General features: G+C 67.3%; 15 protein-coding genes. All 15 read left to right on the forward strand.

Annotated elements, in window-relative coordinates; genetic code table 11:
* The first annotated feature begins 34 nt into the window (after positions 1 to 34).
* The 15 genes from polA to E3T33_RS02995 all read left to right on the forward strand — a co-directional run bounded on the left by polA (position 35) and on the right by E3T33_RS02995 (position 20,532).
* Positions 35 to 2,713, forward strand: a complete 2,679-nt coding sequence (gene polA / locus E3T33_RS02925; protein WP_092322003.1) for a DNA polymerase I — start codon at positions 35 to 37, stop codon at positions 2,711 to 2,713.
* A 158-nt stretch (positions 2,714 to 2,871) separates the two neighbouring features.
* Positions 2,872 to 4,548 carry a DUF885 domain-containing protein gene (locus E3T33_RS02930; protein WP_092322002.1) on the forward strand — a complete coding sequence of 559 codons (1,677 nt, stop codon included), beginning with the start codon at positions 2,872 to 2,874 and terminating at the stop codon, positions 4,546 to 4,548.
* A 150-nt stretch (positions 4,549 to 4,698) separates the two neighbouring features.
* Entirely contained in the window at positions 4,699 to 6,156 is a 1,458-nt protein-coding gene (rpsA, locus tag E3T33_RS02935) for a 30S ribosomal protein S1 (RefSeq protein WP_092322001.1), read from the forward strand.
* A gap of 169 nt (positions 6,157 to 6,325) precedes the next feature.
* Entirely contained in the window at positions 6,326 to 6,934 is a 609-nt protein-coding gene (gene coaE, locus E3T33_RS02940) for a dephospho-CoA kinase (protein WP_134574703.1), read from the forward strand.
* Between the two features lie 29 nt (positions 6,935 to 6,963).
* Positions 6,964 to 9,030 (forward strand): excinuclease ABC subunit UvrB, encoded by a 2,067-nt coding sequence (gene uvrB / locus E3T33_RS02945; protein WP_134574704.1) that lies wholly within the window; start codon positions 6,964 to 6,966, stop codon positions 9,028 to 9,030.
* A gap of 56 nt (positions 9,031 to 9,086) precedes the next feature.
* Positions 9,087 to 11,954 carry an excinuclease ABC subunit UvrA gene (gene uvrA, locus E3T33_RS02950; protein WP_134574705.1) on the forward strand — a complete coding sequence of 956 codons (2,868 nt, stop codon included), beginning with the start codon at positions 9,087 to 9,089 and terminating at the stop codon, positions 11,952 to 11,954.
* A gap of 51 nt (positions 11,955 to 12,005) precedes the next feature.
* Entirely contained in the window at positions 12,006 to 13,898 is a 1,893-nt protein-coding gene (gene uvrC, locus E3T33_RS02955) for an excinuclease ABC subunit UvrC (RefSeq protein WP_134574706.1), read from the forward strand.
* A 62-nt stretch (positions 13,899 to 13,960) separates the two neighbouring features.
* The gene (gene rapZ, locus E3T33_RS02960; protein WP_134475093.1) at positions 13,961 to 14,836 is read left to right on the forward strand and encodes an RNase adapter RapZ; all 876 of its coding nucleotides are present in this window, start codon (positions 13,961 to 13,963) and stop codon (positions 14,834 to 14,836) included.
* A 55-nt stretch (positions 14,837 to 14,891) separates the two neighbouring features.
* Positions 14,892 to 15,872, forward strand: coding sequence for a DNA-binding protein WhiA (gene whiA, locus E3T33_RS02965; RefSeq protein WP_092321993.1), 981 nt, complete (start codon positions 14,892 to 14,894; stop codon positions 15,870 to 15,872).
* 116 nt (positions 15,873 to 15,988) lie between these two features.
* Positions 15,989 to 16,615 carry a superoxide dismutase gene (locus E3T33_RS02970; RefSeq protein WP_092321992.1) on the forward strand — a complete coding sequence of 209 codons (627 nt, stop codon included), beginning with the start codon at positions 15,989 to 15,991 and terminating at the stop codon, positions 16,613 to 16,615.
* Between the two features lie 92 nt (positions 16,616 to 16,707).
* Positions 16,708 to 17,715, forward strand: a complete 1,008-nt coding sequence (gap, locus tag E3T33_RS02975; protein WP_092321990.1) for a type I glyceraldehyde-3-phosphate dehydrogenase — start codon at positions 16,708 to 16,710, stop codon at positions 17,713 to 17,715.
* Between the two features lie 16 nt (positions 17,716 to 17,731).
* Positions 17,732 to 18,940, forward strand: a complete 1,209-nt coding sequence (locus tag E3T33_RS02980; protein WP_134574732.1) for a phosphoglycerate kinase — start codon at positions 17,732 to 17,734, stop codon at positions 18,938 to 18,940.
* Positions 18,931 to 19,731, forward strand: coding sequence for a triose-phosphate isomerase (gene tpiA, locus E3T33_RS02985; RefSeq protein WP_174843269.1), 801 nt, complete (start codon positions 18,931 to 18,933; stop codon positions 19,729 to 19,731). The genes E3T33_RS02980 and tpiA overlap by 10 nt, the downstream gene beginning before the upstream one ends.
* 109 nt (positions 19,732 to 19,840) lie before the next feature.
* Positions 19,841 to 20,092, forward strand: coding sequence for a preprotein translocase subunit SecG (gene secG, locus E3T33_RS02990; RefSeq protein ID WP_092321987.1), 252 nt, complete (start codon positions 19,841 to 19,843; stop codon positions 20,090 to 20,092).
* A gap of 71 nt (positions 20,093 to 20,163) precedes the next feature.
* The gene (locus tag E3T33_RS02995; protein ID WP_092321986.1) at positions 20,164 to 20,532 is read left to right on the forward strand and encodes an RNA polymerase-binding protein RbpA; all 369 of its coding nucleotides are present in this window, start codon (positions 20,164 to 20,166) and stop codon (positions 20,530 to 20,532) included.
* Positions 20,533 to 20,541: the final 9 nt, after the last annotated feature.

The following is a 20,541-nucleotide window of genomic DNA, read 5'->3' on the forward strand; positions in this document are numbered from 1 at the left end:
CGGCCCGGGCGGAGGACGCTTGTAGGCTGGGAGTGTGTTGGACTCCGAAAAGCCTACCCTCATGATCATTGACGGCCATTCCCTGGCGTTCCGAGCGTTTCACGCCCTGCCGCTGGACAGTTTCCAAACCCATGACGGGCAGCACACCAACGCCATCCATGGGTTCCTGTCGATGCTGCTCAGCCTCCTGCGCACGGAGAAGCCGACCCACATCGCGGTCGCTTTCGACATCTCCCGAGCCTCCTTCCGCACGAGGGAGTACCCGGAATACAAGGGCACCCGCGGCGCGACGCCGTCGGAGTTCATCGGCCAGGTGCCGCTGCTCGAGCAGGCCCTCGCGGCGATGAACATCACCACCCTCACCAAAGCCGACTACGAGGCCGACGACATCCTCGCGACGCTGTCGGTGCGCGGCACCACAGAGGGATACCACGTGCTCGTCGTGTCCGGGGACCGGGACACCATCCAGCTCGTCAACGAGAACGTGACGCTGCTCTACCCGGCCAGCCAGGGCGTCTCCGCCCTGACCCGGTACGACCCCGACCGCGTGCGCGAACGCTACGGCGTCGACCCGGGCCAGTACCCGGATGTCGCAGCCCTGGTCGGCGAAACCAGCGACAACCTGATCGGCATCTCCAAGGTCGGCGAGAAGACCGCGGTGAAGTGGCTGGGCCTCTACGGCAGCCTGGACGGCATCCTCGAGCACGCCGACGAGATCAAGGGCGTCGTCGGAAACAATCTGCGCGAACAGAAGGACAACGCGATCCGCAACCGCCGCCTCAACCACCTGGTCACCGACCTCGACCTGCCGGTCGAGATCACCGACCTCGGGCGCGCGCCGATCAACCAGGAGGCCGTGCGCGAGGTCTTCGGCCGCCTCGAGTTCAAGAGCCTGCTCGAACGCGTGATCAAGCTGGAGGGCGGGGACACCGCGGCTGCCGCGACCGTGGCCGCTCCGGCCGAGCCGCGCGCCGACCTGCCGGTCGCGCCGCGCGCCCACGACCTGCTCGACGAGGAACTGGAAGCGTGGATCACCCGCGCGACCGCAGCCTGCCCGGACGGGCTCGGGCTGACCGTCGAGGTGCAGGGCGGCGTGGCGATCGGATTCGGACTGGCCAGCCGGACCGACGCTCTCAACCTTCCGTGGCAGCCCGACCGCGCCGACTACGCGCCCTTCGAGGCCTGGCTGGCCAGCGATGCTCCCAAGATCATGCACGACGCCAAGCACCAGGCCAAGGCGATCAGCCGCAGCAACCTGGTCCTCGGCGGGCTCGCCGTCGACACCCTCGTCGCCGGCTGGCTGCTGCGACCCGGCGGCCCCGACAAGACCCTGGCCGACCTGGTCTCCCGGTACCTCGACGAGGTCCTCCCGGTCCACGACCCCAACCAGCTCGTGCCGGACGAGTCCGCCGACGGGGGAGTACCCCAGCAGGCCTGGTACACCCTGCGCCTGTCCACGGCCGTGCTGGACAGGCTCGACCCCGGCTCGCGCCACGTGCTTACCGCGATTGAGATGCCCACCCTGCGGGCACTGGCCGAGATGGAGCTCGCCGGGATCTCTGTCTCGCACGACCAGCTCGCGGTGCTCTCCGCCGAGCTGGGGGACACGGCGGCGCACCTGGCCGCGGGCGCGTACGCCGAGATCGGCCGCGAGGTGAACCTCGGCTCGCCCAAGCAACTGCAGGAGGTGCTCTTCGACCAGCTGGGAATGCCGCGCACCCGGGCGAACAAGACCGGGTTCACGACGGATGCCGGCGCCCTCGCCGATCTCCAGGCCAGCAACCCGCATCCGTTCCTGGACCTCCTGCTGAAGCACCGCGACGCCACCAAGCTGCGCCAGATCGTGGAAACGCTGGACAAGGCGATCGACGAGACCGGGCGGATCCACACCAACTACGTGCAGATCGGCACGGCCACCGGACGGATCTCCTCGAACGACCCGAACCTGCAGAACATCCCCATCCGCACCGAGGAGGGCCGCCGGATCCGGGCCGCGTTCCAGGCCGGCGAGGGCGCGGAGTGCCTGCTCACCGCCGACTATTCGCAGATCGAGATGCGGATCATGGCGCACCTCTCCGGCGACGCCGGGCTGATCGAGGCGTTCAACGCCGGCGAGGACCTGCACCGGTTCGTGGGATCGCGGATCTTCGGCGTCGCCCCCGACGAGGTCACCCCGCAAATGCGCTCCCGGGTGAAGGCCATGTCCTACGGTCTCGCCTACGGCCTGAGCGCGTTCGGGCTGTCGAAGCAGTTGCGCATCCAGAGCAGCGAGGCCAAGCAGCTGATGACCGACTATTTCTCCCGCTTCGGCGCCGTGCGCGACTACCTCCGCCACGTCGTCGAACAGGCGAAAATCGACGGCTACACCGAGACGATCTTCGGCCGCCGGCGCCCCTTCCCCGAACTGCACAGCCCCAACCGGGTGCTGCGGGAAAACGCCGAGCGCGCCGCCCTGAACGCGCCGATCCAGGGCTCCGCCGCCGACATCATGAAGCTCGCGATGATCGGCATCGCCGAAGACCTCAGCGAGGCGGCGATGGAGTCTCGGATGCTGCTCCAGGTTCATGACGAACTCGTCTTCGACGTGGCCCCCGGCGAATTCGAGGCGCTTCGCTCGGTGGTCACCCTCCGGATGTCGACCGCGGCGGACCTGCTGGTGCCCCTGGACGTGCAGATCGGCCGCGGCCGGAACTGGGACGAGGCGGCGCACTGATCGGGTCGCGGTTCGCCGAGTTTGGCACTTCCGGTCGACCTTGACTGGTCTGCAGGGCAAACTCGACCGGAACGGTCGAGCTCGGCGCCCCGGCGCCCCGGCGCGCCTCCGCGTGAGGCTCCCGCTCTCGGCGCACTGCGTGTCCTAGGCTCGTGCCCATGACTCATGACATCCAGCGCACCCCGACGGCAATCGACCGGATTGCCGAAGAGTGGGTAGACACCCTCGTCGAAATCGACCCCACCGTCGGCACCTACATCGGGCGCACCGAGGGCAACGGCCGCTTCGGCGACTATTCGCCGGCCGGCCACGAACGCACGATCGAGGCGGCCAAGCGGGTCATCGCCCGGCTGGATGCCGCCACGGCCGTCGACGACGTCGACGAGGTGACCCAGACGGACCTGCGCAGCGACCTCGCCCTCGAGGTCGAGAGCTCCGAGGCCCAGCTGCAGCTGCGCGACCTGAACGTGATCGCCTCCCCGGCCCAGGGCATCCGGGAGATCTTCGACCTCATGCCCACCGACACGGTCGGCGACTGGGAGAACATCTCCTCGCGCCTCGGCAGCCTGCCGGCCGCGATCGACGGCTACATCGAGACGCTCCGCCTCGGCATCGAGCGCGGGATCACGCCGGCCCGCCGCCAGGTGCAGGAGGTGTTCCTGCAGGCCAAGCGCCACGCGGCCAACGACGGCTTCTTCACGCACTTCACCTCGGACGCCACGCTCGCCGAGGGCAGCCTGCCCGCCAGCCTGGCCAGGGACCTGGGCACAGCCGCCCAGAGCTCCGCAGCCGCGTACGGCAAGCTGGCCGCCTTCCTCGCCGACGAGCTCCAGCCCGCCGCCACCGAGAAGGATGCGATCGGCCGCGAACTCTACGCCCTGGCCTCGCGCCGGTTCCTCGGCGCGAAAATCGACCTCGACGAAACCTACGAGTGGGGCCGGGAGGAACTCGCCCGGATGGTCGCCGAACAGGAAAGCATCGCCGACCAGATCAAGCCCGGCGCCAGCGTGCTCGAGGCCATCGCGTTCCTCGACACCGACCCCAGCCGCAAACTGCACGGCACCGACGCCCTGCAGAAGTGGATGCAGGAGACCAGCGACCGCGCCGTCGCCGAGCTCTCGGAGACCCAGTTCGACATCCCCGACGAGATCAAGAAACTCGAGTGCATGATCGCCCCCACCCAGGAGGGCGGCATCTACTACACCGGCCCCACGGACGACTTCTCCCGCCCCGGCCGGATGTGGTGGTCCGTTCCGGCCGGCGTCACCGAGTTCGACACCTGGCGCGAACTCACCACGGTCTACCACGAGGGCGTCCCTGGGCACCACCTGCAGATCGGCCAGGCCGTCTACAACCGCGCGAAACTCAACACCTGGCGCCGCCAGCTCGCCGGCACCTCGGGACACGCCGAGGGCTGGGCGCTCTACGCGGAACGCCTGATGGAGCAGCTGGGCTACCTCGACGACCCCGCCGACCGGCTCGGCATGCTCGACGGGCAGCGGATGCGCGCCGCCCGCGTGGTCCTCGACATCGGCGTGCACCTCGGAAAGCCGCTGCCCGACGGGTCCGGCACCTGGAACGCCGACTACGCCCTCGACTTCATGGGCAAGAACGTCAACATGAACGAGGGCTTCGTCAAGTTCGAGGTGAACCGCTACCTCGGCTGGCCCGGGCAGGCCCCGTCCTACAAGGTGGGGCAGCGCATCTGGGAGCAGCTGCGGGACACGTACAAGGAACGCGAGGGCGACGCCTTCTCGATCAAGGAATTCCACCGCAAGGCCCTCGACCTCGGCGGCGTCGGCCTCGACACTCTCCGGTCCGCGCTGCTGAAGTAGCGCTCATCCGCGAGGTTGCCGCACGCCTCCGCAAACAGCTAAGCTTGAACGTCACGTTTGTGACGTCCTATCCGTTGCCATGCGCGGAGCAAAAAAAGATCACTCTTTCTGCGCGTGGCCTAATTATGTCCATCCTGGAGCAACTACTACATGACAATCGCAACGACCGAACGGGCACCCAAGCAGGTCGCCATCAACGACATCGGATCTGCTGAAGACTTCCTTGCCGCGGTCGAAAAGACTCTGAAATTCTTCAACGACGGCGACCTCATCGAAGGAACCGTAGTGAAGATCGACCGCGACGAGGTTCTCCTCGACGTGGGCTACAAGACCGAGGGTGTCATTCCCTCCCGCGAACTTTCCATCAAGCACGACGTTGACCCCTCCGAGGTTGTCAAGGTCGGCGACCTGGTCGAGGCACTTGTCCTTCAGAAAGAAGACAAAGAAGGCCGCCTCATCCTGTCCAAGAAGCGCGCACAGTACGAGCGTGCGTGGGGCGATGTGGAAAAGATCAAGGAGTCGGACGGCGTCGTCACCGGTTCGGTCATCGAGGTCGTCAAGGGTGGCCTCATCGTCGACATCGGCCTCCGCGGCTTCCTGCCGGCCTCGCTCATCGAGCTGCGTCGCGTTCGCGACCTGACCCCGTACCTGGGCCAGGAGATCGAAGCGAAGATCCTCGAGCTCGACAAGAACCGCAACAACGTTGTGCTGTCGCGTCGTGCCCTGCTCGAGCAGACTCAGTCGGAGAGCCGCACCACGTTCCTCAACAACCTCCAGAAGGGACAGGTCCGCAAGGGCGTCGTCTCCTCGATCGTCAACTTCGGTGCGTTCGTCGACCTGGGCGGGGTCGATGGCCTGGTTCACGTTTCCGAGCTCAGCTGGAAGCACATCGAGCACGCCAGCGAGGTCGTCGAGGTTGGCCAGGAAGTCACCGTCGAGATCCTCGAGGTCGACCTGGAGCGCGAACGCGTGTCCCTGTCGCTCAAGGCCACGCAGGAAGACCCGTGGCAGGTCTTCGCCCGCACCCACGCCATCGGCCAGGTTGCACCGGGTAAGGTCACCAAGCTCGTTCCGTTCGGCGCGTTCGTTCGCGTTGCCGAGGGCATCGAGGGCCTGGTTCACATCTCCGAGCTCTCCGGCAAGCACGTCGAGCTGGCCGAGCAGGTTGTCTCCGTCGGCGACGAGGTCTTCGTCAAGGTCATCGACATCGACCTCGAGCGTCGCCGCATCTCGCTGAGCCTCAAGCAGGCCAACGAGAACGTCGACCCCGAAGGCACCGAGTTCGACCCGGCGCTGTACGGCATGCTCACCGAGTACGACGACAAGGGCAACTACAAGTACCCCGAGGGCTTCGACCCGGAGACCAACGAGTGGCGCGAGGGCTTCGAAACCCAGCGCGAGAAGTGGGAGCAGGACTACGCTGCGGCCCAGGCTCGCTGGGAAGCCCACAAGAAGCAGGTTGCATCCGCGAACGACGAGATCATCGCCGTCGGCGATGTCGCGCCCGCCGCAGGCTCCTCCTTCTCCACCGAGGCTGCCGGCGCCGGCACCCTCGCGGACGACGAGGCACTCGCAGCACTTCGCGAAAAGCTCTCCAGCAACAAGTAGCCGGGCCGCACAGAAAGCAGGCCGCACCCCTCGGGGTGCGGCCTGCTTCGTCTTTTCGCCCACCCTCCCCGCCACCCCCTCCGCCGAACTGTGAGTTTGGCACCTTCCGGTGCCCCGGGAAGGTGCCAAACTCACAGTTCGGCGAGGAGGGGCGGATAGCATGGCAGGCGTGTACGTGATTGGGTTGACCGGCGGGATCGCATCCGGTAAAAGCACCGTGGCCAGGCGCCTGGTGCAGCACGGAGCGGTGCACATCGACGCCGACCACCTGGCCCGGGTCGTTGTCGAGCCCGGCACGGACGCCCTCGCCCGGATCCGGGCGACCTTCGGCGACGAGGTGCTGAACGCCGACGGCAGCCTCAACCGAGCAGCCCTGGGCAGCCGGGTCTTCTGCGACCCGGCCTCCCTCGCCCAGCTCAATGCCATCGTGCACCCCGCCGTCCGTGCGCTGGCGAACGAGCTGATCCGAGACGCCGAGCAGGCCGACCCGGACGCCGTCGTCGTCTACGACGTGCCCCTGCTCGTCGAGGCCGCCGTCGACCATCCCTTCGACCTCATCGTCGTCGCGCACGCCGACGATGAGACCCGGACGCGCCGGATGGTCGACCTGCGCGGCATGGACGAAACGGATGCCGCCCGCCGGATCGGCTCCCAGGCCAGCGACGCCGACCGCCTTGCCGTCGCAAACGTCGTCATCGACACGGACGGCACCCTGGCGCACACGCTGCAGCAGGTCGACGCGCTCTACGAGCGCGTGCGCGCCGCGCTCGATCGGTAACTGTCAGGGGCGTTCCCTAGACTGGGGGTATGGAACCCACGCGCTCGGTGCATCCCTTCGAGGTGGTCAGCGAGTACACGCCGAGTGGCGACCAGCCGACCGCCATTGCCGAGCTGGCCGGCCGCATCAACGCGGGCGAAACGGATGTCGTCCTGCTCGGCGCGACCGGCACCGGCAAGTCGGCCACGACCGCCTGGCTGATCGAGCAGGTGCAGCGTCCGACGCTCGTGCTCGCCCACAACAAGACCCTCGCCGCCCAGCTGGTCAACGAGTTCCGCGCGCTCATGCCCAACAACGCGGTCGAATACTTCGTCTCCTATTACGACTACTACCAGCCGGAGGCCTACGTCCCGCAGACCGACACCTTCATTGAGAAGGACTCGTCGATCAACGCCGAGGTGGAACGGCTGCGCCACTCGACGACGAACGCGCTGCTCAGCCGGCGGGACGTCATCGTCGTGTCCACCGTGTCCTGCATCTACGGCCTGGGCACGCCCGAGGGCTACCTCCAGGCGATGGTCGCGCTGCAGGTCGGGCAGCGGGTCGAGCGGGACTGGCTGATCCGCAAGTTCGTGGCGATGCAGTACCAGCGCAACGACGTCGACTTCTCCCGCGGCCACTTCCGGGTGCGCGGGGACACGATCGAGATCATCCCGATGTACGAGGAACTGGCGATCCGGATCGAAATGTTCGGCGACGAGATCGAGGCGCTCTACAGCCTGCACCCGCTCACCGGCGACATCGTGCGCAAGCTCGACGCCGTGTCGGTCTTCCCCGGCTCGCACTACGTCGCCAGCACGGATGTCATGCACCGCGCCATCGGCACGATCAAGGAGGAGCTGGCCGAACGGCTCGAGCAGCTGGAGCGCGAAGGCAAACTGCTGGAGGCCCAGCGCCTCCGTATGCGCACCACCTTCGACCTCGAGATGATGGAGCAGATCGGGTTCTGCTCCGGCATCGAGAACTACTCCCGGCACATCGACGCCCGCAACCCGGGCGAAGCGCCGCACTGCCTGCTCGACTACTTCCCGGATGACTTCCTCATGGTGATCGACGAATCCCACGTCACCGTGCCCCAGATCGGCGCGATGTACGAGGGCGACTCGTCGCGCAAGCGCACGCTCGTCGAGCACGGCTTCCGGCTTCCGAGCGCGCTCGACAACCGGCCGCTCAAGTTCGACGAATTCAAGAACCGGGTCGGCCAGACCGTCTACCTCTCGGCCACCCCCGGCAAGTACGAGATGGGGATCGCCGACGGGATCGTCGAGCAGATCATCCGCCCGACCGGCCTGATCGACCCCGAGGTGATCGTCAAGCCCAGCGCCGGACAGATCGACGACCTGCTCGAGCAGATCAGGCTCCGGGTCGAGCGCAACGAACGCGTGCTCGTGACCACCCTGACCAAGAAGATGGCCGAAGAGCTCACCGATTTCCTCACCGAGGCCGGGGTGCGGGTGCGCTACCTGCACTCCGACGTCGACACGCTGCGCCGGGTCGAGCTGCTCACCGAACTGCGCTCCGGCCTGTACGACGTGCTCGTGGGAATCAACCTGCTCCGGGAAGGCCTCGACCTGCCGGAGGTGTCGCTCGTCGCCATCCTCGACGCCGACAAGGAGGGCTTCCTCCGGTCCGCGACGTCGCTCATCCAGACCATCGGCCGGGCCGCCCGCAACGTGTCCGGCCAGGTGCACATGTACGCCGACCGGCTCACCCCCTCGATGGCCCGGGCCATCGACGAAACCGACCGCCGGCGCGAGAAGCAGGTCGAATACAACACCCTGCACGGGATCGACCCGACCCCGCTGCGCAAACGGATCGCCGACATCACCGACGTCCTGGCGCGTGAGGAAGCCGACACGGCCGAGCTCCTGTCCGGCCGGGATGCCCGCCGCCGCACGCCGACTCCCGGCGGGAAGCGGGTCGGCCTGGCCGCCAACGGCGCGAACGACCTCGAATCGATCATCGCCGACCTGAACGGGCAGATGCTCGAGGCCGCCGGCGAACTCAAGTTCGAACTCGCCGCGCGGCTGCGTGACGAACTGTCCGAGCTCAAGCGGGAACTGCGGAATATGGAGAAGGCCGGGCACCTGGACTGACTCCGGGGTCTCACCGGTGTCACCGACCTGTCAGCGGCACTGAATAGACTCAATGGGTGTCAATTACCAAGGTAGAGTCCGGGCCCGTGCTGAGCGTCCGCGGTGCGCGCGTTCACAACCTCCACAATGTGGACCTGGAGATCCCGCGGGACTCGCTGGTCGTTTTCACCGGCCTGTCCGGATCCGGCAAATCCTCGCTCGCCTTCGACACGATCTTCGCCGAGGGCCAGCGGCGGTACGTGGAGTCGCTGTCCGCCTACGCCCGGCAGTTCCTGGGCCAGGTCGACCGGCCCGACGTCGACTTCATCGAGGGGCTGAGCCCCGCCGTCTCGATCGACCAGAAGTCCACGAACCGCAACCCGCGGTCGACGGTCGGCACCATCACCGAGGTCTACGACTACATGCGCCTGCTCTGGGCGCGGATCGGCGTGCCCCACTGCGCGATCTGCGGCGAGGTCATCCGGTCGCAGACCGTGCAGCAGATCGCCGACCAGCTGATGGAACTGGAGGCCGGCACCCGGTACCAGGTGCTCAGCCCGGTCATCTCCCAGAAAAAAGGCGAGTTCGTCGACCTGTTCAAGGAACTCGCGGCCGGCGGCTACTCGCGCGCGATCGTCGACGGCGTCCAGATCCAGCTGAACGAACCGCCCACCCTTAAGAAGCAGCTCAAGCACGACATCTCCGTGGTCGTCGACCGGCTCGTCGCCGGCCCCGAGCTGCTCAGCCGCCTGACCGACTCGCTCGAGACCGCACTCAAGCTCACCTCCGGGCTCGTGCAGGTCAACTTCATCGACCTCGAGGGCGACGCCGCCTGGCGGAGCTTCTCCGAGAAGCTCTCCTGCCCGAACAACCACCCGGTACAGCTCACCGAGATCGAACCGCGCACCTTCTCCTTCAACGCCCCCTTCGGCGCCTGCCCCGAGTGTTCCGGACTCGGCACCCGGATGTCGGTGGACGCCGACCTGCTGCTCGGCGACCCGGAGCTCAGCATCGCCGAAGGCGTCGTGCTGCCCTGGACCACGCAGGGCAAGGGCCTGTTCCAGTACTACGAGAAGCTCCTCGCCGGGCTCGCCAGGGACCTCGATTTCTCCCTCGACACGCCCTGGGCAGACCTCAGCAGCGAGGTGCAGAACGCGGTGCTCCGCGGCGACAACTTCGAGGTGCGGGTGAAGTGGAAGAACCGCTACGGCCGGGAGATGAGCTACACCTCCGGCTTCGAAGGGGTCGTCCCGTACATCGAACGCCAGTACCTTCAGGCCGAGACCGACACCCAGCGCCAGCGCTGGGGCGAATACCTGCGCGAAGTGCCCTGCCCGGTCTGCGACGGCACCCGGCTGAAGCCAGAGGTGCTCGCGGTGAAGGTGCACGACGCGAGCATCGCGGATGTCTGCGAGCTCAGCCTCAGCGATGCGCGCGCGTTCATGAACAAGCTCGACCTGACCGAGCGGGAACAGACCATCGCGGCCCAGGTACTGCGGGAGATCAAGGTGCGCCTGGACTTCCTCATCCGGGTCGGCCTCAACTACCTCAACCTGGCCCGCGCCGCGGCGACCCTGTCCGGCGGCGAGGCCCAGCGCATCCGCCTGGCCACCCAGATCGGCTCCGGTCTGACCGGGGTGCTCTACGTGCTCGACGAGCCGAGCATCGGCCTGCACCAGCGGGACAACCGCCGCCTGATCGAGACCCTGGTCGCCCTGCGCGACCTCGGCAACACCCTGATCGTGGTCGAGCACGACGAGGACACCATCCGCACCGCCGACTGGATCGTCGACATCGGGCCCGGCGCGGGCGTGAACGGCGGGCACGTCGTGCACTCCGGATCCTACGAATCGCTGCTCGCCAACAAGAAGTCGCTCACCGGCGACTACCTCGCGGGGCGCAAGTCGATCCCGACGCCGACCACGCGGCGCGAAGTCGACCCGGAGCGGCAGATTGTCGTCACCGGCGCCGAGGCCAACAACCTGCGCAAGGTGACCGCGAGTTTCCCACTCGGCACGTTCACCGCGGTAACCGGGGTCAGCGGCTCCGGCAAGTCCTCGCTGGTCAACGACATCCTCTATCGCGTGCTCGCCAACAAGCTCAACGGCGCCCGCAAGCTCCCGGGCAAGCACACGCGGGTGACCGGCCTCGACCACCTCGACAAGGTCATCCACGTCGACCAGGCGCCGATCGGGCGCACTCCGCGCTCCAACCCGGCCACCTACACCGGCGTCTTCGACAAGATCCGCACGCTGTTCTCCGAGACGATGGAGGCCAAGGCCCGCGGCTACCTCCCCGGCCGGTTCAGCTTCAACGTCAAGGGCGGACGCTGCGAGGCCTGCTCGGGCGACGGCACGATCAAGATCGAAATGAACTTCCTGCCCGACGTCTATGTCGCCTGCGAGGTGTGCGGGGGAGCGCGCTACAACCGCGACACGCTGACCGTGCACTACAAGGGCAAGAACATCGCCGAGGTGCTGGACATGCCCATCAGCGACGCCGCCGAGTTCTTCGAGCCGATCTCCGCGATCCACCGTTTCCTGAAGACCCTCGTCGAGGTGGGGCTCGGCTACGTGCGTCTCGGCCAGAGCGCGACGACCCTCTCCGGCGGCGAGGCGCAGCGGGTGAAGCTTGCGACCGAGCTGCAGCGCCGGTCGAACGGGCGGAGCGTGTACGTGCTCGACGAACCGACCACCGGCCTGCACTTCGAGGACGTTCGCAAGCTCCTGCTCGTGCTGAACAGCCTCGTCGACAAGGGCAACACCGTCGTCGTCATCGAACACAACCTCGACGTCATCAAATCGGCCGACTGGGTGATCGACATGGGACCGGAGGGCGGCTCCGGGGGAGGCCGCGTGCTCGCCAGCGGCACGCCGGAACACCTGGCCACCGTCAAGCGCAGCCACACCGGCACCTTCCTCAAGGAGATCCTCGACGCGCGATGACTGCTGCCACGCGATGACCGCCGCCCGCGATGACCGCCGCCGAAAGAGCCGATGTCTGACGCACTGAGCTACCGCCCGAAAACGGGCGAAATTCCCACCAGCCCGGGGGTGTACCGGTTCCGGGATGCCTCCGGGCGGGTTCTCTATGTCGGCAAGGCCAAGAACCTGCGCGCCCGGCTGAGCAACTACTTCGCCCCGCTCAGCAGCCTGCACGAGCGCACGCGGCGCATGGTCACGACCGCCACCGGCGTCGAATGGACCGTCGTGGGCACCGAGGTGGAGGCGCTGCAACTCGAGTGGACCTGGATCAACGAGTTCGATCCGCCCTTCAACGTGCAGTTCAAGGACGACAAGTCCTACCCCTACCTGGCGGTGACGCTCGCCGACGAGGCGCCGCGCGCGCTCGTCACCCGAACCACCGGCATCCGCGGCGCACGGTATTTCGGCCCGTACCCCAAGGTCTGGGCGGTGTACGAGACGATCGAACTGATGCTCAAGGCCTTCCCGATCCGCACCTGCAACAACGCCAACTACAAGCGGGCCATGCAGTCGGGCAAGCCCTGCTTCGCCGGCCAGATCGGCCGCTGTTTCGGTCCGTGTTCCGGCACGGTGAGCATCGAGGAACACCGCGCCCGGGTCGGCGAGTTCGTCAGCTTCATGGGCAGCCAGGACAAGAAGCTGATCAACAGGCTGACGGCCGAGATGAAGGTCGCCGCGGGAGCCCAGGACTACGAGCTCGCCGCCAAACGGCGCGACCAGGTGATGGCGCTGAACGCCGTGCTCGAAAAGAGCGCCGTCGTGCTGCGGGACAGCGTCGACATCGACCTCTTCGGCATCGACGAAGACGAGCTGGCGGCTGCGGTGCAACTGTTCATCGTGCGGGGCGGGCGCATCCGTGGTGTGCGCGGCTGGATGGTCGACAAGGAACTCGACGTGACGACCGGGGAACTGATCGACTCGATCATGCAGACCGCGTACAGTGCCGACAGCCCGCCGCCGCGCGAGATCGTCGTGCCGCAGCTCCCGGACGACGCCGAGGCGCTGGAGACGCTGCTGGCCGGGCTGGCGAACCGGAAGGTGCGCCTCGTCGCGGCCCAGCGCGGGGAGAAGGCGGCGCTGCTGGCCACGGCGACCCAGAACGCCCGGCACGCCCTCATGCTGTACAAGACCCGGCGGAGCTCCGACTTCGTTGCCCGGTCGAAGGCGCTCGAAGACATCCAGGAGGCGCTGGGGATGGCGGAGGCGCCGCTCCGGATGGAGTGCTACGACGTCTCCCACCTGAGCGGCACGAACATCGTGGCTTCCATGGTGGTGTTCGAGGACGGCCTGCCCCGCAAAGACGAGTACCGCCGGTTCACGATTCCCGAGTCGACCGACGACACCGACTCCATCTACCGCACGCTGTCCCGGCGCCTGGCCTACCTCGTGCCCGGCGACGATCCGGCCGGCGACGACCAGCCCGGCGGCGACCCCGCCCTGGCCGAGTCCGCCGAGCAGAAACGGAAGAAGTTCCGCTACCGTCCCAACCTCCTCATCGTCGACGGCGGCCAGCCCCAGGTGGCCGCGGCCGCCCGGGCGCTGGCCGACGCGGGGATAACCGGGATCGCGCTCTGCGGCATCGCCAAGCGACTGGAGGAAATCTGGCTGCCGGACTCGGAGTACCCGGTGATCCTGCCGCGCAACAGCGACGCCCTGTTCCTGATCCAGCGGATCAGGGACGAGGCGCACCGGTTCGCGATCGCTCACCAACGGTCCAGGCGCAAGCGCGACATTTCGACGGTGCTCGCCGAGATCCCCGGGCTCGGCCCGGCCCGGGTGAAGGTGCTGCTGGCGCACTTCGGCTCGGTGGCCCGGCTGAAGGAAGCCCCCGAGGAGGCCATCGGCGACGTCCGGGGCATCGGCCCGACCCTCGCGGGCGCGATTCATCAGCATTTACGCGCCTGAACGCCCGCGCCGGTAGGTAGGCTGGACAAACCACCCCACCACGACCAAAGGCGCAGCCCAGAATGACAGCGGAGATCGAGAAGCAGGAAGTGCTGATCGTCACGGGAATGTCCGGAGCTGGTCGGTCGACGGTGGCGAACGCCCTCGAGGACCTCGACTGGTACGTCGTCGACAACCTGCCCCCGCAGATGCTCCGGCCCCTGGTCGACCTGGTCGAACGGGCCGGAAGCACCCTGCCGAAGATCGCGGCCGTGGTGGACATCCGTGGCCGCGAGTTCTTCAGTGACTTCCAGGAGATCGTGCAGTCGCTGCGCAGCGGCACCCAGGTGAGAGTCATCTTCCTCGAGGCGCGCGACGACGTGCTCGTGCGCCGCTTCGAGTCCGTGCGCCGCCCGCATCCGTTGCAGGGCGACGGGACTCTCCTCGACGGGATCACGGCCGAACGCACCCGGCTCGCCGCCGTCCGCGAGGTGTGCGACATCGTGATCGACACGTCCGACCTGAACATCCACCAGCTGGCCACCACCATCACCGAGCGTTTCGCCGCCGAAGACGCGGCCGGGCTGCAGGTCACCATCCTCAGCTTCGGCTTCAAGTACGGGCTTCCCACCGACGTCGACATGGTCGCCGACGCCCGTTTCCTGCCCAACCCGTTCTGGATCCCCGAGCTGCGTCAGTTCACCGGCCAGGACGCCCAGGTCAGCGAGTTCGTGCTCGCCCAGCCGGGCGCGCGTGAATTCATCGCCAGCTACTCGGCCGCCCTCGAGCCGGTTCTGGCCGGCTACCAACGCGAGAACAAGCGTCATGCGACGATCGCCATCGGTTGCACGGGCGGCAAGCACCGCTCCGTGGCCATGGCCAGGGAACTCGCCTCTCTCATCCAAGGATTCCCCGGCGTCGCGGTCAACGTCAAGCACCGCGACCTGGGTCGAGAATAACCACGGCCAACGGTTCACAAGACCCTGGCCCGGACAAACAGAATGGAACATACGATTGGCACTCACCGCCGACGTTAAAGACGAGCTTTCCCGCATCGAGGTCTCCAAGACCACGGTGCGTGCCGCCGAGTTAGCGACAATCCTCCGGTTCTCCGGGGGACTGCACATGATCTCCGGACGCATCGCCGTCGAATCCGAGCTCGACACCGCGCTGCTCGCACGAAGGGTGCGCAAGGATCTCGCCGAGCTCTATGGGGTGCGCAGCGAGGTGTCGGTCGTGCCGGCATCCGGGCTTCGCCGCACCAACCACTACCTCGTGCGCGTGGTCGAAGGCGGAGAGACCCTGGCCCGGCAGACCGGCCTGCTCGACGCCCGACGTCGCCCGATCCGCGGCCTTCCGAACCGCCTGACCACGGGGTCCAAGGAAGAAGTCGCCGCGGTCTGGAGGGGGGCGTTCCTCGCGAATGGCTCGCTCACCGATCCCGGCCGGTCCGCGGCCCTGGAAGTGACCTGCCCCGGCAACGAGGCGGCCATGGCGCTCGTGGGCGCCGCCGGACGCCTCGGAATCGTCGCCAAGGCCCGCGAGGTGCGCGGCGTGCACCGGGTCGTCATCCGTGACGGTGACGCGATCGGCTCCATGCTCGTGCACATGGGCGCCAAGGACACCGTGCTCAACTGGGAGGAACTGCGCCAGCGCCGGGAGGTCAGGGCCACAGCCAACCGCCTGGTCAACTTCGACGACGCGAACCTGCGCCGGTCAGCCCAGGCCGCCGTCGCCGCCTGCGCCCGGGTCGACCGGGCCATGGAGATCCTCGGCGACGACATCCCCAAGCACCTGCGCTACGCCGGCGAGCTGCGACTGAGCTTCCGGGATTCCAGCCTCGACGAACTCGGCCACCACGCCGACCCGCCCATGACCAAGGATGCCGTCGCCGGGCGCATCAGACGACTCCTCGCCATGGCCGATAAAAAGGCCGTTGACCTGGGGATTCCCGGTACCGACGCCAACCTGCCGCCAGATCTCGACGACGTCTGAGGACACGTCCCGAGCCTCACCGGCACGCCTGACTAGACTGTCATGGTCGCCCACCGGCCGGCGGCGGAGTCCTCCGCACCGGCTACTCATCCGGCAACACCCAGAGGAGAAAGCACATGGCTGAATACACCCTGCCTGACCTGCCCTACGACTACTCGGCCCTCGCGCCCAGCATCAGCGGCACCATCATGGAACTCCACCACGGCAAGCACCACCAGGCATACGTGACCGGCGCGAACACCGCCCTGGCCCAGCTGGCCGAGGCCCGCGACGCCGGCAACCTCGCCTACGTCAACAAGCTCGAGAAGGACCTCGCCTTCAACCTGGGCGGCCACGTCAACCACTCCGTGTTCTGGACCAACATGTCCCCGGACGGCGGAGACAAGCCCACCGGTGAACTCGCCGCGGCGATCGATGACAACTTCGGCTCCTTCGACAAGTTCCAGGCCCACTTCGCGGCCGTCGCGCTCGGTGTGCAGGGCTCCGGCTGGGCCGTCCTCGCCTGGGACTCCATCGGGCAGCGCCTGATCATCCAGCAGTTCTTCGACCAGCAGTCCAACTTCGCCGCCGGCACGGTCCCCGTGCTCATGCTCGACGTCTGGGAGCACGCCTACTACCTCGACTACCGCAACGTACGCGCGGACTACGTCAAGGCATTCTGGAACATCGTCGACTGGTCGAACGTGCAGACGCGGTTCGTAACGGCCCGTGAGAAGACCGCCGGCCTGCTGCTACTGTCATAGCGTTATGGTGACTTTGCCCTAACAGGACACCGCCGTCCGTACTTTGATCACCCCCATCTGCGCCGTCGGCGCCTCAGTAACAGGAGTCATTCGTGTCTGTAAAGATCGGCATCAACGGATTCGGCCGGATCGGCCGTAACTACTTCCGAGCGGCTTTGGCCAAGGGCAGCGAACTCGACATCGTCGCGGTCAACGACCTCACCGACACGAAGACGCTCGCTCACCTGCTGAAGTACGACACGACCAACGGCCGCCTGGACGCGACGGTGGAGGTCGTCGGCGACTCCATCGTCGTCAACGGCAAGGCGATCAAGGTACTGGCCGAGCGCGACCCCGCGAACCTCCCGTGGGCCGCGCTCGGCGTCGACGTCGTGATCGAGTCGACCGGTTTCTTCACCAAGGCGGAGGCCGCGCGCAAGCACATCGCCGCCGGCGCCAAGAAGGTCCTCGTCTCCGCACCCGCGACGGGCGACAACGTGGCGACCATCGTTCTCGGCGTGAACGAGGGCATCTACGACCCCGCCGTGCACGACGTCATCTCCAACGCGTCCTGCACCACGAACTGCCTCGCCCCCCTCGCCAAGGTGTTCCTGGACAACTTCGGGATCGAACGCGGCCTGATGACCACGGTGCACGCGTACACGGCCGACCAGAACCTTCAGGACGGCCCGCACAGCGATCTCCGCCGCGCCCGCGCCGCCGCCGTGAACATCATCCCGACCTCGACCGGCGCCGCCAAGGCCCTCGGCCTCGTCATCCCCGCGCTCGTCGGCAAGCTCGACGGCTACGCACTACGCGTTCCGGTCCCGACCGGCTCGATCACCGACCTCACCATCACCGCTTCACGCCCGGTCACCGTCGAGGAAGTCAACGCCGCGTACAAGGCTGCGGCCGAGGGACCCCTCAAGGGCATCCTCAGCTACACCGAGGACCCGATCGTCTCCAGCGACATCGTCGGCGACCCGCACTCCTCGATCTTCGACGCCGGGCTCACCAAGGTCATCGGCGACCAGGTCAAGGTTGCCTCGTGGTACGACAACGAGTGGGGTTACTCGAACCGACTGGTCGACCTGACCGAGTTCGTCGCCGAGCGCCTGTAACCGGGACCGCGGTTTGTTGCGCACCATCGAGTCGCTGGGTTCGCTCCAGGGCACAAGAGTCATCGTCCGCTGTGACCTGAACGTCCCGCTTGAGCGCGGACGGATCACCGACGACGGCCGGATCAGGGCCTCGCTGCCCACGATCCGGGCCCTGATCGCCCAGGGCGCCCGGGTCGTCATCGTGTCTCACCTCGGCCGCCCCGACGGGGCTCCCGACGCGAAATACAGCCTGGCCCCGGTCGCCGGCCGTCTCGGCGAGTTGCTCGGAACCGGAGTCGCCTTCGCCACCGACACCGTCGGGGATTCGGCGACGGATGCCGTCGCGCAGCTCACCGACGGCGGCGTCGTCGTGCTCGAGAACCTGCGTTTCAACGCGGGGGAGACCAGCAAGGTCGACGCGGAGCGGGCCGCCTTCGCGGCCCGCCTCGCGGCGCTGGGCGACGTGCTCGTGTCGGACGGCTTCGGCGTGGTCCACCGCAAGCAGGCCAGCGTGTTCGAACTGGCGACGCTCCTGCCGAGCGCCGCCGGCCTGCTGATCGCCACGGAGCTTGACGTCCTCGACCGTCTGACCGAGAAGCCCGAGGCGCCGTACACGGTCGTCCTCGGCGGCTCGAAGGTCTCGGACAAGCTCGGCGTCATCGGCCACCTCCTGCCCAGGGTCAACTCGCTGCTGATCGGCGGCGGGATGGTGTTCACCTTCCTCGCGGCCCAGGGCCACAAGGTCGGATCAAGCCTGCTCGAGAGCGACCAGCTCGACACCGTCCGCGGCTACCTCGCCGAAGCCGAGCGCCTTGGCGTGAAGATCGTGCTCCCCACGGACATCGTCGTGGCGTCGAAGTTCGGCGGGGACGCCGAACACCAGGTCACCCCGGCCGACGCGATCGAAGACACCCCGTTCGGCGCATCCGGGCTGGGCCTGGACATCGGTCCGGACTCCGCCCAGGCGTTCGCCGCCATCATCCGCGCGTCGAAGACGGTCTTCTGGAACGGCCCCATGGGCGTGTTCGAGCTTGCCGCGTTCGCCGAAGGCACGCGCACGGTCGCGGCCGCACTCACCGAGGTCGACGGCCTCAGCGTCGTCGGCGGGGGAGATTCCGCGGCGGCCGTAAGAATTCTCGGTTTCAACGACGACCAATTCGGTCACATATCTACCGGCGGTGGCGCCAGCCTCGAGTTCCTCGAGGGTAAGCGCCTGCCTGGACTGGAGGTCCTCGGATGGCAGTGAACATCAACCCGCGGCGCACGCCCCTGATTGCGGGCAACTGGAAGATGAACCTGGACCACCTTCAGGCCATCGCCTTCGTGCAGAAGCTCGCCTGGAGCCTCAAGGACGCGCGGCACGACTTCACCGCCGTCGAGGTTGCCGTCTTCCCGCCGTTCACCGACCTGCGATCCGTGCAGACCCTGGTCGCCGCGGACAAGCTCCCGCTCGCCTTCGGCGCGCAGGACCTCTCCGAGCACGACTCCGGCGCCTACACCGGGGAGATCTCCGGCGCATTCCTGGCCCAGCTCGAATGCCAGTACGTGATCATCGGCCACTCCGAGCGCCGCACCCTGCACGCCGAGACCGACGAGCAGGTGGCCGCGAAGGTCGTGGCCGCGCTCAGGCACAACCTGGTCCCGATCATCTGCGTCGGCGAGACCGCCGCGGACCTCGAATTGCACGGCCCGAGCGCCGTCCCGGTCGCGCAGCTTCGCGCGGCCCTCGCCGGGGTCACCAGGGCCGCGGACATCGTTGTGGCGTACGAGCCGGTCTGGGCGATCGGCTCCGGACAGGCCGCGACGCCGGAGCAGGCCGAACAGGTCGCTGCCGCGCTGCGTGCCGTGCTGAACGAGACGCTCGGCCAGGACGTGGCCGACAAGACCCGCATCCTCTACGGCGGGTCGGTCAAGGCCGTCAACATCGCCGGGTTCATGCGCGAACCCAACGTCGACGGCGCGCTCGTCGGCGGGGCGAGCCTCGACATCGATGAATTCTCCGGCATCGTTCGGTACCAGAAGCACGTCGGAATCTAGACCCAACGCGGTTGTCCGGAGGGGCAACCGCGGGTGGGCTTGGCCGTCAGGCTATAATTACCAGTGTCTTGGTGGTGCGCGCGCGCCCACCGCATTGTGAAAGGTTTTCGTGGACATTCTCCAGGTTGTGTTGCAGGTACTGCTCGGCATTACGAGCCTCCTGCTCACCATGCTCATTCTGTTGCACAAGGGACGAGGGGGCGGGCTGTCCGACATGTTCGGCGGCGGCGTCACTTCGAACCTCGGCGCATCCGGGGTTGCCGAGCGCAACCTCAACCGAATCACCATCATTCTCGGGCTGCTGTGGATTTCCTGCATCGTGGTGCTCGGCCTGATCACCAAGTTCGACACCGGTGCTTAGGCAGATTTTGCACGATCGCAGTCCCCTGGACTGCGGCTATACCGACTAATCAGCACAAGGGGAGAAACATCATGGCATCTGGTGGCAGCGCAATTCGGGGTTCTCGTGTCGGAGCGGGGCCCATGGGGGAGCAGGACCGTGGTTTCCACGCCGACCGCATCAAGGTGTCCTATTGGGACGCCCTCGGCAACGAAACCGTCCGCTACTTCGCGGCCAACCTTCCCGACGAGGAAATCCCCGTCACCATCGACTGCCCGTCCTCCGGCCTGCCGGCCGGCCGCGACAAGGCGAACCCGCCGTCGGTGATCAAGCTCGAGCCGTACAAGACGCACCTGGCCTACGTCAAGGAACGCCGCACCGAAGAGGAAGCGGAGTCGCTCCTCGAGGAGGCGCTCCAGCAGTTGCGCGTGCGCCGTGGCAAGCTGACCGCCACCAACTAGCACCCACCA

The sequence above is a fragment of the Cryobacterium sp. TMT1-2-1 genome, from assembly GCF_004403955.1.
Classification (GTDB): domain Bacteria; phylum Actinomycetota; class Actinomycetes; order Actinomycetales; family Microbacteriaceae; genus Cryobacterium; species Cryobacterium psychrotolerans.